The following is a 14,078-nucleotide window of genomic DNA, read 5'->3' as shown; positions in this document are numbered from 1 at the left end:
TGCCGTACGGACTCCAAGGACTATACACATGAGGTACACACCTCGTGTATAGGCGGGGTGAGGTGTGATGCGCCGCGTGCGACAGCCCGATCGGGTGCGCCCCGCGCGACACCCCGCCGCGTCCGCGGTGGACTGCTGCTGTGACCGCCCCGCCGGACGACTGCCTGGCCCGCAACGACTGGATCTGCGGCGACTACCTGAGCACCCGTCGCCAGATCCTGCTCGACGCGGTCGGCCAGCATGTGCAGTTGACCGTGGTCTCGGTGGGGCTCGGGCTGGTGATCGCGCTCCCGCTGGCGCTGCTGGCCCGACGCCGGCGCTGGACGGTCGGTCCGGTGCTCGGCATCACCACCGTGATCTACACGATCCCCTCGCTGGCGATGTTCTCGCTGTTGCTGCCGGTCTACGGGCTCTCCGCCACCCTCGTCGTGGTCGGCCTGGCGCTCTACTCCCTCACCCTGCTGGTCCGGAACATCCTGGCGGGGCTGGACGGCGTCCCGGCCGGAACCAAGGAGGCCGCCCGCGGCATGGGCTACGGGCCGATGCGGCAATTGCTGACCGTGGAACTGCCGCTGGCGGTGCCCGCCGCCATGGCCGGACTGCGCATCGCCACGGTCTCCGCGGTCGCCCTGACCACCGTCGGCGCGATCGTCGGGTACGGCGGGCTGGGCAACCTCATCTACGCGGGCATGAACGCCTACTTCAAGGCGCAGGTGCTGACCGCGTCCGTGCTCTGCGTGCTGATCGCGGTCGCCTTCGACCTGCTGCTGCTCGGCGTGGAGCGGCTGCTCACACCGTGGCGACGGGCGGGCCGGAGCCCGCGACCGGCGCGCGGGAGGCGGCTGACCACCGCCTCCGGAAGGCGGGCATGAGCACCCCCGCCGCGGTCTGGGCCTGGCTGACCACCGCCGCCAACTGGTCCGGCGAGAACGGCGTCTGGCACCGGCTCGCCCAGCACACCGCCCTGACCTTCGCCTGCCTGGTGCTCAGCGCCCTCATCGCCCTGCCGATCGCGCTGACGCTGGGGCACCTGGGCCGCGGCGGCGCGCTCGCGGTCAACCTGGCCAACGTCGGCCGCGCGGTGCCGACCTTCGCGGTCCTGGTCCTGCTCCTGCTGACCCCGATCGGGCGGCACGAAGAGTGGCCGACGATCATCGCGCTGGTGCTGTTCGCCGTGCCGCCACTGCTGACCAACGCCTATGTCGGGATGCGCGAGGTGGACCAGGACGTGGTCCGGGCCGCACGGGGCATGGGGATGACCGGGGTGCAGTTGGTGTGGCGGGTGGAGGCTCCGCTCGCCCTGCCGCTGGTGCTCACCGGGGTGCGGATCGCCGCCGTGCAACTGGTGGCCACCGCCACGCTGGCCGCGCTGGTGGGCGGCGGCGGGCTCGGCCGCATCATCACCGCCGGCTTCAACCTGGCCAGTACCCCGCAGGTGGTGGCCGGTGCGGTGGTGGTCGCGGTGTTCGCGCTGCTGATGGAGGCCCTGTTCGAGCTGGTGCAGCGGTTGGCGCTGGCACGGGCGCGCGGGCGGCAGAGGTGAGGACGTCCCGAGCGGCCCCGGCCCCGCTCCGCTTCGTGCGCGGCGCACTGCGCGCGTTGACCGCCCTGGCCGTGCTCACCGGCCTGGTCTCCTGCGCCGGCGGGCCGTCGCTGGAGCATCGCGATGCGATCACCGCCGCGCCCGGCGACAGCCGCGAACTCGCCATCGGCTCGGCCGGCTTCACCGAGAGCGAGCTGCTCGCGCAGATGTACGCGGCGCTGCTCCGCCAGGCCGGCTATCGCACCCATGTGCTCACCGTCGGCAACCGCGAGCTCTACGAACCCGCGTTGGAGGCCGGCCAGATCGATGTCGTCCCCGAATACGCCGCCACCTTCGCGGACTGGCTCAACGCCAAGGAGCACGGAGCCCAGACCGCCCCGGTCGCCTCCCCCGACCTCGACGCCACCATGACCGCACTGCGCCGGCTCGCCGCCCCCCGCGGTCTGACGGTGCTCCCGCCCGGCCGGGCCGTCGACCAGAACGCCTTCGCGGTGCGTGCCGCCTACGCCGCCGAGCACCGCCTCCGCACCCTCAGCGACCTGGGTCGCGCCAAGCTGCCGGTGCGGCTGGCGGCGGGTGACGAGTGCGTCCAGCGGCCGTTCTGCGCACCGGGGCTGCGGAAGACGTACGGCATCAACATCACCGCCGTGGACCCCAAGGGGGTCGGCACCACGCCCGCGAAACAGGCCGTCCAGAACGGCCAGGACCAGATGGTGCTGACCACCAGCACGGATGCCACCCTCGAACAGTTCGGCCTCGTCGTCCTCGCCGACGACCGCAAGCTCCAGAACGCCGACTACGTCGTGCCCGTCGTCAACCGCTCCAGGGCCGGCAGCGCCCGCCCGACCGCGGCGCTGAACCGGCTCAACCGCGTGCTGACCACCGAGGACCTGGCCCGGCTCAACGAACAGGTCGACAGCTGGCGCCGGCTCGCCGGCGACGTGGCCCACAACTACCTCGTGTCGAAGGGGCTGTTGAGCAAGAGCTGACGGTGTCGGGCGACGTTTCACGTGAAACGCCACTCCCCCGATGCCGTTTCACGTGAAACACCGGATCCGTCCCGCACCGCCTCATTCCGTCGGGACCGAGTCCACCTCGGGCCGCCCCCGCGAGACTCCCCGCTCCTCCGGGGCGATGGTGCGGCGCAGCGCCTCGTGCAGCGTGTTCGGGGTGAGCACGCCCAGGAACCGCTGGCCGTCCAGGACCGCGATCCAGCCGGCGTCGTGCTTGAGCATCTCGCTGAACGCCGCCTTGAGGGTCCCGGTCGCCGGGATCCACGCCTCCATCCGGCGGGCGTGGTCCGCCACGGTTCCCCCTGCGCCCGCCAGGCTCTCCGTGCCCACCCAGCCGTGCAGTGCCCCGTCGGCGTCGAGCACCACTGCCCAGCGCGCGCCCTCGCCCCGCAGTCGGGTCACCGCGTCCGCGGCCGGCTCGGCGAGCCGGGCGAACGGCGGGCGCTCCAGGTCGTCGCGGTCGATGAGGGTGACCGAGAGCTGCTTCAACGCCCGGTCGGCGCCGACGAATTCGGCGACGTACGGGGTGGCGGGGGCACCGAGCACCCGTGCCGGGGTGTCGAACTGCTCGATCCGCCCGGCGCCGTAGACCGCGATCCGGTCGCCGAGCCGGATGGCCTCCTCGATGTCGTGGGTGACCAGCAGGACGGTCTTGTGCATCGTGCCCTGGAGCCGCAGAAACTCCTTCTGGAGACGGTCCCGGACGACCGGATCGACGGCGCCGAACGGCTCGTCCATCAGCAGTACCGGGGGATCGGCCGCCAGCGCGCGGGCCACCCCGACCCGCTGGCGCTGCCCACCGGACAGCTGGTCGGGGTAACGCGAGCCGTGGACGCCCGGGTCCAGCCCGACCAGCTCCAGGAGTTCGGCGGCCCGCTCCCGCGCCTTGGCCTTCTTCCATCCGGTCAGGAACGGCACCGTCGCGGTGTTGTCGAGGACGGTGCGGTGCGGGAAGAGGCCGGTCTGCTGGATGACATAGCCGATCCGGCGGCGGAGTCGGACCGGATCGACACCGGAGACGTCCTCGCCGTCGACGAAGATCCGGCCGCTGGTGGGGTCGATGAGCCGGTTCACCATCATCATGGTCGTCGTCTTGCCACAGCCGGACGGGCCGACGAGGGTGACCAACTCGCCCTCACCGACCTCGAAGGAAAGGTCGTCGACGGCGAGGGTCCCATCCGGGTAGCTCTTGGTGACCGAATCGAACCGGATCATTGCGCCATTGAATCCCGCGGCCCGGCCCCGGTCCCGTCATGCGGGCAATCGAGTGGGGAAACGGAACGGCGACGGGGGCCGTACGAGTTGCTTCCGGGGCACCGCCTCCCGTCCTGCTGCGCCCGGCCCGACCGGCGTGCTTACGATCCACTCTGGCCGCCTCCTCGAAAGGGTGGAAGGGAACGCCAGATGAGAGCCGTAGCAGTCAACGCCTTCGGTGCGGACCCGCAGCTCATGGAGCTGCCCCAGCCGGAACCGGGGCCCGGCGAGGTCCTGGTGCGGCTGGCCGCCGCCGGCCTCAACCCCGTGGACTGGAAGCTCGCCGACGGCATGTTCGGGGATGCTGTCAAAGTCTCTTTCCCCTTGATCCTGGGGACGGACGGAGCGGGGGAGGTGGTCGCGGTGGGCAGTGGCGTACGGCGGTTCACCGTGGGGGATCCGGTGTTCGGCCAGTTCCAGCGACCAGACCGGGGCGGCGGCTCGTACGCCGAATTCGCCGTGGCTGAGGAGGGCGCCATCGCCCTGGCCGCCCGCAGCGTCACCTATGCGACCTCCGCGGCCGTGCCGACGGCCGGGATGACCGCGTACAACCTGGTCGAGGAGACCCGGATCGGCGAGGGCCGGCGGGTGTTGATCGTCGGCGCGACCGGCGGGGTCGGCACCTTCGCCACGCAGCTCGCGGCCGGCCGCGGCGCCGAGGTGATCGCCACCGCCCGCCCGTCCAAGGCGGAGCTGATGCGCACGCTGGGTGCGGCGGAGACCGTCGATCACACCGCGGGGCCGGTCGCCGACCAGGTCCTGGCGGCACATCCGGACGGGGTGGACGTGCTGATCGACATGACCAGCGACGCGGCGGGGTTTGTCGAACTGACCCGGACCGTGCGGGAGGGCGGGGTGGCGGTCTCCTTGATCGGCTCCGCCGATGCCGATGTGCTCACCGAGCACAATCTGCGCGGCTTCAACTTCGTCAACCGCCCCTCTCCGCAGCTCCTGGAGATCCTCGCGGGGCACCTCGACGCGGGCCGCCTCACGGTCCTCGTGGGTCTGGAAGTCCCGTTGGAGGGGGCGCCCGAGGCGCTGGCGGCCAGCCGGACCGGGCGGGCGCAGGGGAAGACCGTCCTGGCCATCTGAGGACGCTCCGCCCCGCCACCCGAGCGGGCCGTTGCCAGCTCGGGCCTGCCGCGTACTTCGGGAAGTCGCTACCGGTTCGGTCCGTCGTCGCCGAACCGGCGCTTGGCACGCCGGCGGGCGCCCCGCAACCCACGGGACGTCACCCACCGCGGAACCGGCCCGGGCCGACGGCCCGGCATCGAGGACCGGCGCAGGCGGGCAGCGAGCGGGCCCGTGAGGGCGAGGCCCACGGTGAGCGCGGCGGCGCCGATCGCCGTCCAGACGCCGGAGCGCAGGGAGGCGGTCAGGGCGTCCGTGTAGGCGTCGGCGGCGGGACGGGAAACCGTGGGGGGCAGGGCGGCCAGCAGCCGGGTGCGCAGCAGCGCCAGGGCCGCGGACAACAGGGCGCAGGCCACCGCGCCGCCGATGGCTGTGCAGATCAGCGCCCTCCGCCGGCGCCGGATCAGCAGCAGGCCGGCCAGCAGGCAGAGCCCGGCGGTCGGCGGCAGCAGGAGCGCTCCGATGCGCGCGGCCTGGAAGGCGGCTCGGAACCGGGGCACGTCGGGGGACTTCAGCAGCACGATCGAGGTGCCGGTGTGCGGCACGCGGCGGACGATGTCGATGCCTAGCCCGTTGCCGGACAACTGGTGCCGGACGCGCTCGATGACCGGCGAGAGGTCGAGGGTGACGGGGGCGTCGCCGGAGGCCGTCAGCGTGCCGTCCAGGGTGCGGTGGGCGGTGCGGTGGACCCCGGTCCAGACCTCCGGGAAGGAGCGGCCGGTGACGACCTGGCGGACCTGCTTGTCGATGAACTCGCGGATGCCGCGGGTGAACTTCCGGCGCAGCGCGGGGCGTTCGGCGCGCGGCACCACTTTGAGCAGGCCGTCGAGCCGGACGTGGGGCATCACGCCGTTGGTGACGTCGTCGACGATCGCGTCCTGGACGGCGGGGTTTCCGGCGAGCGGGGCGACCGCGGCCACATAGCGGTCGGTGTCGGTGAGTTCGGCCCGGGCCCAGACGGCGGCCAGGCTCAGCGGCAGCAGCAGCGTTCCGATCAGCAGCAGCGTCGCGCCGGCCAGCGAGCGGCCCCGGCGCGGCCGTCCCGGTGGGCAGCGCGCCGCCGTCACCCGGCCGTCGGCGCGTGCGGGTGCACTCGCTGACATGCGTCGCGGTCCCTCCTGAAAGCGGCGATTGCTGCCACGCTCCAGGCAAGTCGGTGCGGCGGCCGGCCGCGACCGGGGCCGGTACCAATGGGTGATCCGTGCGGAGGGGCGGCCACCTGGGTAAGGGCCGCGGCGGGCGCGCCGCTCAGCCGGACCGCCGGGTCCGCCCGCGCCGGACCGCCCGGACGACCCCGGGGGCGAACAGCGCGCAGGCCAGGGCCCCCATCGCCCACCCCACACCGTTCCCGTGTTCCGCCTCGGGCCGCGACTCGGGGAGGTCGTCCAGGTCCCCGGAGCAGGCCAGAGGCGCGGCGGACCGGGCGGTGTAGACGCAGACCGTGGTGGCGGCCCGCCGGGTGCCCGGCGCGGCGCTGGTGTCCGGGGACTGGCGGGCGCCGAGCACCGCGCCGGCGCTGAAGACCGTGATGCCGTACGCGGGCAGATCGGCGTGCCAGACCGCTTTCCGCCCGCCGGTGGCCTCGTCCTCGACGGTGCCGTCGGTGGCGGTGGCCGAGACCGTGGTGGCCGGCAGCTCCTGTTCGACGCGGGCGCCGGGCACCTCGTCGGCGCCGAGGTTGTGCACGGTGATGCGGTAGTCGAGCTGCTGCCCGGCCTCCGCATGGTCGACGTCGTCGGTGACCGTCACCTCGACGGCCGGCGGGTCCAGCGGGGCGGGCACGGCGGCGGGCGGCGCGGGGAACGCGGCGGCGCACAGCACCGCGCAGGCAGCGGCGGTCCTCATGCCGCTATCCGAGCAGTGCGGCGCCGTGTGCGGACGGCTCGCGGCCGTGCCCGGGGGCGGGGTTCACCCGAGTGCGGGTGGACCCGTGACGGCGGGTGGCTCAGTGCCGGTGCGGTCCCGGGCGGTGGACGGGGCCGTGGGAGTCGTCGCAGTGGCTGCCGGAGGGCTGCTCGGGCCGGGGCCCGGGACTCAGGGTCAGCAGCTCGTCATCGTCCTGTTCGCCGAGGTGGTCGACCTGGAGGGTGGCGTGGGTGATGCCGTAGTCGGTGCGCAGCAGCTCGTGGAGGTTGCGGCGGACCTTGTGGCAGTCGCCGCCCGGCGCGACCAGGATGTGCGCGGACAGCGCGGGCTGACCGGAGGTGATCTGCCAGATGTGCAGGTCGTGCACCTCGACGACCTGGTCGGCGGCGACCAGGTGATCGCCCAGCGCGTCCGGGTCGATCCCGGCCGGGGCAGCCTCCATGAAGATCCGTCCGGACTCCCGTACCAGCCCCGTACCGGCCTTCAGCATCAGCGCGACGACGACGAGCGAGGCGATCGCGTCGGCCCGCTGGAACCCCGTGGTCAGCACGATCAGACCGGAGATCGCGGTGGCGATGAAGCCGAACAGATCGGTGAGGATGTGCTGGTAGGCCCCCTCGATGTTCAGGCTGGAGCGGTTGGCCTTGGACAGGAACCAGGTGCAGATCAGGTTGATCACCACGCCGGACAGCGCGGTGATCACCACCAGCCCGCCGGTGACCTCGGGCGGCGAGATCAGCCGTTGGACCGCCTCGTAGGCCAGCCAGACGGAGAGCACGAGCAGGGTGATGCCGTTGGCCTGCGCGGAGAGGATCTCGGCGCGCTTGAGGCCGTAGGTGTAGCCGCCCCGCGCGGGCTTGGCGGCCAGCCGCATCGCGACCAGGGCCAGCACGATCGAGACCGCGTCGGTGAGCATATGGGCGGCGTCCGAGATCAGCGCCAGCGACTGCGCCAGCACACCGATGACCACCTCGATCGCCATGTAGGCGGTCAGCAGGATGAGCGCGGCCCGCAGCCAGCGCCGATCGGCGTCCGGGGACACACCATGGGTGTGGCCGTGCGCGTGGCTGTGCCCACTATGGGCGTGCTCGGTCATGGCGCGCTCCTTCCTGGCTCCACCTTGCTCCTCGCAGCGAAGCAAACCGCACTTCGGCAAAAGATCCAAAGGCTGCACCGGTGACCGTTGTCATTACCGTCAAACGGCCTATCGTGCCTGGTCAGAGCGGTGTGGGAGAAAGGGCGGGCGGACCGGAACGATCCGGCCGGAGGGGCGTCCGTCGGTCGTTTCACGTGAAACGACGGGTTGCTCGGGAAACGGGCCGCGGGGGTCCGCCGCCCTCAGGCGGCCTGCGCGCGGCCCGCCGCGACCGGATGCAGTGCCGCGTACCCCAGCGGCGCCGACGGGTCGATGGAGACGTCGAGCGGGGCGGGCGCGGCCCCGGCCCGGACGAGCAGGTCGCCCACGGCCGCGATCATCGCGCCGTTGTCCGTGCACAGCCGCAGCGGGGGGACCCGCAGGGTGATGCCGGCCGCGGCACAGCGTTCCTCGGCCAGGGAGCGCACCCGGGAGTTGGCCGCCACGCCGCCGACCACCACCAGCGTTCCGACGCCGTGCTCGGTGCAGGCGGCGACCGCCTTGCGGGTCAAGACGTCGGCGACCGCCTCCTGGAGCGCGGCGGCACCGTCGGCGACCGGCAGCGGACGGCCCGCGGCGTGATGGCTCTCGACCCAGCGCGCCGCCGCCGTCTTCAGCCCCGAGAAGGAGAAGGCGAACCGCTTCTCGGGCGGGCCCGCGGTGAGCGGGCGGGGAAAGTGGACAGCGCGCGGATCCCCCTCGCGCGCTGTCCGGTCAATGGCCGGGCCGCCGGGGTACGGCAGCCCGAAGACCCGCGCGACCTTGTCGAAGCACTCTCCTGCGGCGTCGTCCAGGGTGTCGCCGAGATGTGCGATCGGGTCGCGGGCCAGATCACGGACGAGCAGCAGCGAGGTGTGCCCGCCGGAGACGATCAGCACCACGCAGGGGTCGGGCAGCGGACCGTGCGCGAGGGTGTCGGCGGCGACGTGTCCGGCCAGGTGATGGACGCCGTACAGCGGCACGCCCAGCGCATAGGCCAGTCCCTTGGCGCCGGCCAGGCCCACTTGGAGTGCGCCGGACAGCCCCGGTCCGGTGGTCACCGCCACCGCGCCGATGTCGGACGCCCGAAGCCCCGCATCGGCCAGGGCGCTGTGCACCACGGGCGTCAGCGCGTGCACATGCGCCCGAGCGGCGATCTCCGGCACCACCCCGCCGAACCGTGCGTGCTCGGCCATGCTCGACGCGACGGCGTGCCCGAGCAGCCGCCCGTCCCGCACCAGGCCGGCGCCCGTCTCGTCGCACGACGACTCGATGCCCAGCACCACCGGCGAGCCCATGGACCGCACTCCTTCCGCGCCTCGTTTCGTGCCCCGGACAGTAATAGCAAGTAATTGCAAACCATGTGCAAGAGGGGCCGGGGTGGGCACACCGGGAGGCGCCGGGGCATGCGGGCCCTCCCCGGAAGCCGGGACTGCCCGGCCGGTCAGTAGAGTTCGGCACCCGTCCCCCCGGACGGTCCCCGACCTCCGTCCCGTCCCTTCGCGCCCCGAGGTGCCCCGCCGTGACTCCCCCGCTTCCGCTCTTCGTCGTAGGTATCGGGGCCGATGGCTGGGACGGGCTGTCGCCGGCCGCGCGCCGGGAGCTGACGGCGGCCGAGGTGCTGCTCGGTGGGGCACGGCAGTTGGCGCTGCTGCCCGCGGAGTGCGCGGGGGAGCGGGTGTCATGGCCCTCCCCGTTGCGGCCGGCCGTGCCCGGGCTGCTCGCCGCGCATGCCGGGCGCCGGGTCTGCGTGCTGGCCAGCGGGGACCCGATGTTCTACGGGATCGGGCGGACGCTGACCGAGGTGATGGCGGAGGACGCCGCGGTGCGGCGGCCGCTGCGAGTGCTGCCGCACCCGTCGTCCGTGGCGTACGCCTGTGCCCGGTTGGGCTGGGCGGTGGAGGACACCGAGGTCGTCACGCTCGTCGGGCGGCCCGCGGAGAACCTGGTGCGGGTGCTGCACGACGGGCGGCGGGTGCTGGTGCTGTCGGCCGGGGCCGGGACGCCGGGCGAGGTCGCGGCGCTGCTGCGGGAACGGGGCTTCGGGCCGACCCGGATGCGCGTACTGGAACAACTCGGCGGCGCACACGAGCAATTGGCCGAGGGTACCGCGGCGGGGTGGGACGCGCCCGCCGGCGATCCGCTCAACGTGGTCGCGCTGGACTGCGTGCGGGAGCCCGACGCCCCGCGGCTGCCGGTCGTGCCCGGCCTCCCCGATGACGCCTACGAACACGACGGCCAGCTGACCAAGCGTCATGTCCGGGCCGCCACCCTGGCCGCGCTGGCCCCCGCGCCCGGCGAACTCCTCTGGGACGTCGGCGGCGGATCCGGCTCCATCGCCGTCGAATGGCTGCGCGCGCACCGCAGCTGCCGGGCGATCGGCGTCGAGCGGGACGCCGACCGGGCGGCGCGGATCGGCCGCAACGCACGGGCGCTCGGCGTGCCGGCGCTGCGCGTGGTGCACGGCGCCGCGCCCGCCGCACTGGCCGGGCTGCCCACTCCGGATGCGGTGTTCATCGGCGGCGGCCTGACCGCGCCGGGCCTGCTGGACGCCTGCTGGGACGCACTGCCCCCGGGCGGCCGGATCGTCGCGAACACCGTGACGCTGGAGTCCGAGGCGCTGCTGACCCAGTGGTACCGGCGGCACGGCGGCGAACTGGTGCGGCTCGCGGTGGCCCACGCGGTGCCGGTCGGCGGCTTCACGGGCTGGCGGCAGGCGATGCCGGTCACCCAGTGGTCGGCGGTGAAGCCCCCGCGGCCCGGAGTGCCGGAGCCGGGCCCGCAGGAGACCGCCGCGCCGCCCCGCTCCCAGGACCCCTCGTAACCCCTCCCCAGGAGACCGACAGCCATGACCGTCTACTTCATCGGTGCGGGCCCCGGCGCCGCCGACCTGATCACCCTGCGCGGCGCCCGCACCCTCGCGGCCTGCGGGGTGTGCCTCTACGCCGGCAGCCTGGTGCCGCGCGAACTGCTCGCCGAGTGCCCGCCGGGGGCCCGGCTGATCGACACCGCGCAGCTGGATCTGGACGCCATCACGGCGGAGATGGTCCGGGCGCACGAGGAGGGGCAGGACGTCGCCCGGCTGCACTCCGGCGACCCGTCCGTCTTCAGCGCGGTGGCCGAGCAGATGCGCCGCCTGGACGCCGCGGCGGTGCCGTACGAGGTCGTGCCGGGCGTGCCCGCGTTCGCCGCGGCGGCGGCCGCCCTCAAGCGCGAACTGACGGTGCCCACCGTCGGCCAGACCGTCATCCTCACCCGCGTCTCGCAGCGCGCCACGCCCATGCCCGACGGTGAGGACCTGGCCACGCTCGGGCGCAGCGGCGCACTGCTGGTGCTGCACCTCGCCGCGATGTACGTGGACCGGATCGTCGACGAACTCCTGCCGCACTACGGCGCCGACTGCCCGGCCGCCGTCGTCGCGATGGCCTCCCGCCCCGACGAACTCGTGCTGCGCGGCACGCTCGGCGACATCGCCGGCCAGGTGAAGGCCGCGGGCGTGGTCCGGACCGCGGTGATCATGGTCGGCCGCACGCTGGGGGCCGAGCAGTTCCGCGACAGCCACCTCTACTCGCCGGAGCGCGAGCGCCCGCACGCGCCCTGCGACGGCGGTGCGTGAGGGAACGTCAGCGGCGCGTCGGACCGGGCCTGTTCGGCTGAATTGTATGACCGCATCGGGGTGAAAGTCCGTTTTTATGATCCCGAAGGTCGGTAAGGAAGCTGCGACACCCAGGGGGGTCGATGCGAAGGAGCATGCCACGATGCGTACCAGAATGGCCGCCACCGCGGTCGTTGCCGCGACTGTGCTGACCCTCACCGGCAGCACCGTTGCCAGCGCCAGCGGCAAGGACACCCCGCGCCGCTCGAAGGACAGCCCCGTCAAGATGGCCGCCTGTGCCCTGGGCAGCGCGCTGGGCGCGCTGACCGGCGGTGACGACACCTGTCTGCGGGACCGGGTGAAGGAGGCACGTGAGGCGCAGCGCCGCGAGGCGATGGCCCGCGAGGACCGCGGCGAGCGCCGCCGGTCCGGGACGGCCCGCGCCGAGGAGGACCGTATGGACGGCCTGGGCCGCGAGGAGGGTATGAGCCGCGGAGAGTTGCTGCCGCGGATGTGAGGTGACGAGGGGTCGCTCGGCAGGGCGTCGGATCCCGGCTGTGAGGCCGGGGCGCGTTTCACGTGAAACATCCGGCGCCGGTCGGGCTAGGTCGTGTCCGGCCCGTGCGGCTCCGCCCGACCGACCACCAGCCCCGCCCGGTCGATACAGATGACATCGACCGCGACCGGTGCGCCCCGCAGCACGGCCAGTGACGCGTCCCGTGCCGTGGCCGCCACCAGGTCGCCGAGTGGAACGCCGGCCGCCGCGCACAACTGGAGCGCGGCGAGGCCGGTGTTGGCCTCGGCCACCGCCGCCGCCAGCGCCTCGTCGGCGCCGCCCTGCCGGGCCAGTTCGGCGAGGAACCCCTTGTCCACCTGGGACCGGGCCGAGTGCAGATCCAGATGCCCGGCGGCCAGTTTGGACAGCTTGGCGAAGCCGCCGCAGATCGTCAGCCGGTCCACCGGATGGCGGCGGATGTACTTGAGCACCGCCCCGGCGAAGTCCCCCATGTCCAGCAGGGCGTCCTCCGGAAGGTGGTGCAGGGCGACGGCGACCTTCTCCGACGTCGACCCGGTGCATCCGGCGACATGTTGCCGGCCGGCCGCGCGCGCCACGTCCACCCCGCGCCGGATCGAGTCGATCCACGCCGAGCAGGAGTACGGCACGACGATCCCGGTCGTCCCCAGGATCGACAATCCGCCGAGGATGCCGAGCCGCGGATTCCAGGTGCTGCGCGCGATCTCCTCGCCGTGATCGACGGAGATCTCGACCTCGACGTCCGCGGTCGATCCGCTGCCTCCGTATGCCTCCGCGACGCGCGCCAGATGCTCCCGGATCATCTGCCGCGGTACGGGATTGATGGCGGGCTCGCCGACGTCGAGAGGCAGTCCGGGGCGGGTGACCGTGCCCACGCCGGGGCCCGCCCGGAAGACCACTCCGCTCCCGGCCGGCAGCACCCGCACCGTGGCCCGCACCAACGCCCCGTGCGTCACATCGGGATCGTCCCCGGCGTCCTTCACCACCCCGGCCATGGCGGTGGCCGGTCCCGCCCCGGCGGCGGTCAGCTCCTCCACCGCCAGTGCGAAGGACGGCGTCTGCCCCTTGGGCAGCGTGATCGTCACCGGGTCCGGGAACTCCCCGCCCAGGAGCGCCGCGTACGCCGCCGAGCTGGCCGCCGTGGCGCACGCCCCGGTCGTCCACCCGTGCCGCAGTCCGGTGTGCGCGAGCTGTGCGCTCCGCCCTCCCGTACCCTTCGGTTGCGTTTCACCCACGGAGGAACCCGCCGCCCATGCCCTCTTCACCCGTCCACGCCCGCGTCCGCCATGTGCTGATCCTCGGCGGCACCACGGAGGCCCGCCGGTTGGCCGCGGCCCTGGAAGCGGAGCCGGGGGTACGGGTGACGACCTCGCTGGCCGGCCGGGTGGCGGCGCCGCGGCTGCCCGCCGGGGAGGTGCGCATCGGCGGGTTCGGCGGCCCCGAGGGCCTCGCCCGCTGGCTGCGCGCGCACGCGGTGGACGCGCTCATCGACGCCACCCATCCTTTCGCCGGCACGATCAGTTTCAACGCGGCCCGGGCCGCCGCCACCGCCCATGTTCCCCTGCTGGCGCTCCGACGCCCCGGCTGGGGCGCGCAACCCGGCGACGTCTGGCACCCGGTTCCCTCCCTCGCCGAGGCCGCCGCCGCTCTCCCCGCCCTCGGCGGCCGGGTCTTCCTCACCACCGGCCGGATGGGCCTCGCCCACTTCGCCCACCTCACGGACCTGTGGTTCCTGGTCCGCTCGGTGGACGCGCCCGAGCCCCCGCACCCGCCGCGGATGACGACCGTCCTGGACCGCGGCCCGTTCACCCTCGACGGGGAACGGGAACTGCTGCGCCGCCACCGCATCGACGTCCTGGTGACGAAGGACAGCGGCGCCGCGGCGACCGCCCCCAAGCTGGCCGCCGCGCGGGAGGCCGGGGTGCCGGTGGTCGTCGTCCAGCGGCCGGCCGTCCCGGAGGGCGTGCCGGTGGCCGCTGAGCCGGACGCGGCGGTGGACTGGGTGCGGGCGCTCCTCGGCTGAACGC

14 protein-coding genes are annotated in these 14,078 nt (G+C 73.7%); 8 read left to right on the top strand and 6 right to left on the bottom strand.

Features of this window, described 5'->3' with window-relative positions; translation table 11 throughout:
• Nucleotides 1-140 precede the first annotated feature (140 nt).
• The 3 genes from JNO44_RS21825 to JNO44_RS21815 are packed head-to-tail and all read left to right on the top strand — an operon-like array spanning nucleotide 141 to nucleotide 2,532.
• Nucleotides 141-872: an ABC transporter permease gene (locus JNO44_RS21825; protein WP_205365751.1), complete on the top strand. Its 732-nt coding sequence runs from the start codon at nucleotides 141-143 to the stop codon at nucleotides 870-872.
• On the top strand, nucleotides 869-1,543 hold the full coding sequence (locus tag JNO44_RS21820) for an ABC transporter permease (RefSeq protein ID WP_205365750.1): 675 nt from the start codon (nucleotides 869-871) through the stop codon (nucleotides 1,541-1,543). Before JNO44_RS21825 ends, JNO44_RS21820 begins: the two co-directional genes overlap by 4 nt.
• Nucleotides 1,540-2,532 carry an ABC transporter substrate-binding protein gene (locus tag JNO44_RS21815; protein ID WP_420882667.1) on the top strand — a complete coding sequence of 331 codons (993 nt, stop codon included), beginning with the start codon at nucleotides 1,540-1,542 and terminating at the stop codon, nucleotides 2,530-2,532. Before JNO44_RS21820 ends, JNO44_RS21815 begins: the two co-directional genes overlap by 4 nt.
• Nucleotides 2,533-2,613: 81 nt before the next feature.
• Here JNO44_RS21815 and JNO44_RS21810 read toward each other — a convergent pair whose 3' ends face one another.
• On the bottom strand, nucleotides 2,614-3,771 hold the full coding sequence (locus JNO44_RS21810; protein ID WP_205365749.1) for an ABC transporter ATP-binding protein: 1,158 nt from the start codon (nucleotides 3,769-3,771) through the stop codon (nucleotides 2,614-2,616).
• Nucleotides 3,772-3,960: 189 nt separating this feature from the next.
• Between JNO44_RS21810 and JNO44_RS21805 the strand changes: the two genes are divergently transcribed.
• Nucleotides 3,961-4,902, top strand: a complete 942-nt coding sequence (locus JNO44_RS21805) for an NADP-dependent oxidoreductase (RefSeq protein ID WP_240167608.1) — start codon at nucleotides 3,961-3,963, stop codon at nucleotides 4,900-4,902.
• 68 nt (nucleotides 4,903-4,970) lie between these two features.
• On the opposite strand, the gene JNO44_RS21800 is transcribed toward JNO44_RS21805, so the two are convergent.
• The 4 genes from JNO44_RS21800 to tsaD form a co-directional block, all read right to left on the bottom strand.
• Nucleotides 4,971-6,044: a hypothetical protein gene (locus tag JNO44_RS21800; protein ID WP_240167607.1), complete on the bottom strand. Its 1,074-nt coding sequence runs from the start codon at nucleotides 6,042-6,044 to the stop codon at nucleotides 4,971-4,973.
• Nucleotides 6,045-6,189: 145 nt separating this feature from the next.
• A complete protein-coding gene (locus JNO44_RS21795; RefSeq protein WP_205365748.1) occupies nucleotides 6,190-6,786 on the bottom strand; it encodes a DUF11 domain-containing protein in 597 nt (198 codons plus the stop codon).
• Between the two features lie 100 nt (nucleotides 6,787-6,886).
• Nucleotides 6,887-7,903 (bottom strand): cation diffusion facilitator family transporter, encoded by a 1,017-nt coding sequence (locus tag JNO44_RS21790; protein WP_205365747.1) that lies wholly within the window; start codon nucleotides 7,901-7,903, stop codon nucleotides 6,887-6,889.
• A gap of 242 nt (nucleotides 7,904-8,145) precedes the next feature.
• The gene (gene tsaD, locus JNO44_RS21785; RefSeq protein WP_205365746.1) at nucleotides 8,146-9,219 is read right to left on the bottom strand and encodes a tRNA (adenosine(37)-N6)-threonylcarbamoyltransferase complex transferase subunit TsaD; all 1,074 of its coding nucleotides are present in this window, start codon (nucleotides 9,217-9,219) and stop codon (nucleotides 8,146-8,148) included.
• 224 nt (nucleotides 9,220-9,443) lie between these two features.
• Here tsaD and cbiE point away from each other — a divergent pair, with 224 nt between their 5' ends.
• From cbiE to JNO44_RS21770, 3 genes are all read left to right on the top strand, one after another.
• Nucleotides 9,444-10,745: a precorrin-6y C5,15-methyltransferase (decarboxylating) subunit CbiE gene (gene cbiE, locus JNO44_RS21780; RefSeq protein ID WP_205365745.1), complete on the top strand. Its 1,302-nt coding sequence runs from the start codon at nucleotides 9,444-9,446 to the stop codon at nucleotides 10,743-10,745.
• A 24-nt stretch (nucleotides 10,746-10,769) separates the two neighbouring features.
• The gene (gene cobM, locus JNO44_RS21775; protein WP_205365744.1) at nucleotides 10,770-11,537 is read left to right on the top strand and encodes a precorrin-4 C(11)-methyltransferase; all 768 of its coding nucleotides are present in this window, start codon (nucleotides 10,770-10,772) and stop codon (nucleotides 11,535-11,537) included.
• A gap of 142 nt (nucleotides 11,538-11,679) precedes the next feature.
• A complete protein-coding gene (locus tag JNO44_RS21770; RefSeq protein WP_235093758.1) occupies nucleotides 11,680-12,033 on the top strand; it encodes a hypothetical protein in 354 nt (117 codons plus the stop codon).
• An 86-nt stretch (nucleotides 12,034-12,119) separates the two neighbouring features.
• Here JNO44_RS21770 and JNO44_RS21765 read toward each other — a convergent pair whose 3' ends face one another.
• Nucleotides 12,120-13,286 (bottom strand): cobalt-precorrin-5B (C(1))-methyltransferase, encoded by a 1,167-nt coding sequence (locus JNO44_RS21765; protein WP_205365743.1) that lies wholly within the window; start codon nucleotides 13,284-13,286, stop codon nucleotides 12,120-12,122.
• Between the two features lie 17 nt (nucleotides 13,287-13,303).
• Here JNO44_RS21765 and JNO44_RS21760 point away from each other — a divergent pair, with 17 nt between their 5' ends.
• The gene (locus tag JNO44_RS21760; protein ID WP_039634909.1) at nucleotides 13,304-14,074 is read left to right on the top strand and encodes a cobalt-precorrin-6A reductase; all 771 of its coding nucleotides are present in this window, start codon (nucleotides 13,304-13,306) and stop codon (nucleotides 14,072-14,074) included.
• Nucleotides 14,075-14,078 lie beyond the last annotated feature (4 nt).

The sequence above is a fragment of the Streptomyces noursei genome, assembly GCF_016917755.1.
Taxonomy (GTDB): Bacteria; Actinomycetota; Actinomycetes; order Streptomycetales; family Streptomycetaceae; genus Streptomyces; species Streptomyces yunnanensis.
The sequence above is the reverse complement of the archived record's forward strand: the minus strand, read 5'-3'. Positions and strand labels throughout refer to the sequence as shown.

Excerpts from the sequence above, each read along its gene's own strand:
- JNO44_RS21770 (WP_235093758.1), top strand. The coding sequence starts at position 11,680 with ATGCGTACCAGAATGGCCGCCACCGCGGTCGTTGCCGCGACTGTGCTG.
- JNO44_RS21820 (WP_205365750.1), top strand. The coding sequence starts at position 869 with ATGAGCACCCCCGCCGCGGTCTGGGCCTGGCTGACCACCGCCGCCAAC.
- JNO44_RS21795 (WP_205365748.1), bottom strand. The coding sequence starts at position 6,786 with ATGAGGACCGCCGCTGCCTGCGCGGTGCTGTGCGCCGCCGCGTTCCCC.
- JNO44_RS21810 (WP_205365749.1), bottom strand. The coding sequence starts at position 3,771 with ATGATCCGGTTCGATTCGGTCACCAAGAGCTACCCGGATGGGACCCTC.
- JNO44_RS21790 (WP_205365747.1), bottom strand. The coding sequence starts at position 7,903 with ATGACCGAGCACGCCCATAGTGGGCACAGCCACGCGCACGGCCACACC.
- cobM (WP_205365744.1), top strand. The coding sequence starts at position 10,770 with ATGACCGTCTACTTCATCGGTGCGGGCCCCGGCGCCGCCGACCTGATC.
- tsaD (WP_205365746.1), bottom strand. The coding sequence starts at position 9,219 with ATGGGCTCGCCGGTGGTGCTGGGCATCGAGTCGTCGTGCGACGAGACG.
- JNO44_RS21800 (WP_240167607.1), bottom strand. The coding sequence starts at position 6,044 with ATGTCAGCGAGTGCACCCGCACGCGCCGACGGCCGGGTGACGGCGGCG.
- JNO44_RS21805 (WP_240167608.1), top strand. The coding sequence starts at position 3,961 with ATGAGAGCCGTAGCAGTCAACGCCTTCGGTGCGGACCCGCAGCTCATG.
- JNO44_RS21760 (WP_039634909.1), top strand. The coding sequence starts at position 13,304 with ATGCCCTCTTCACCCGTCCACGCCCGCGTCCGCCATGTGCTGATCCTC.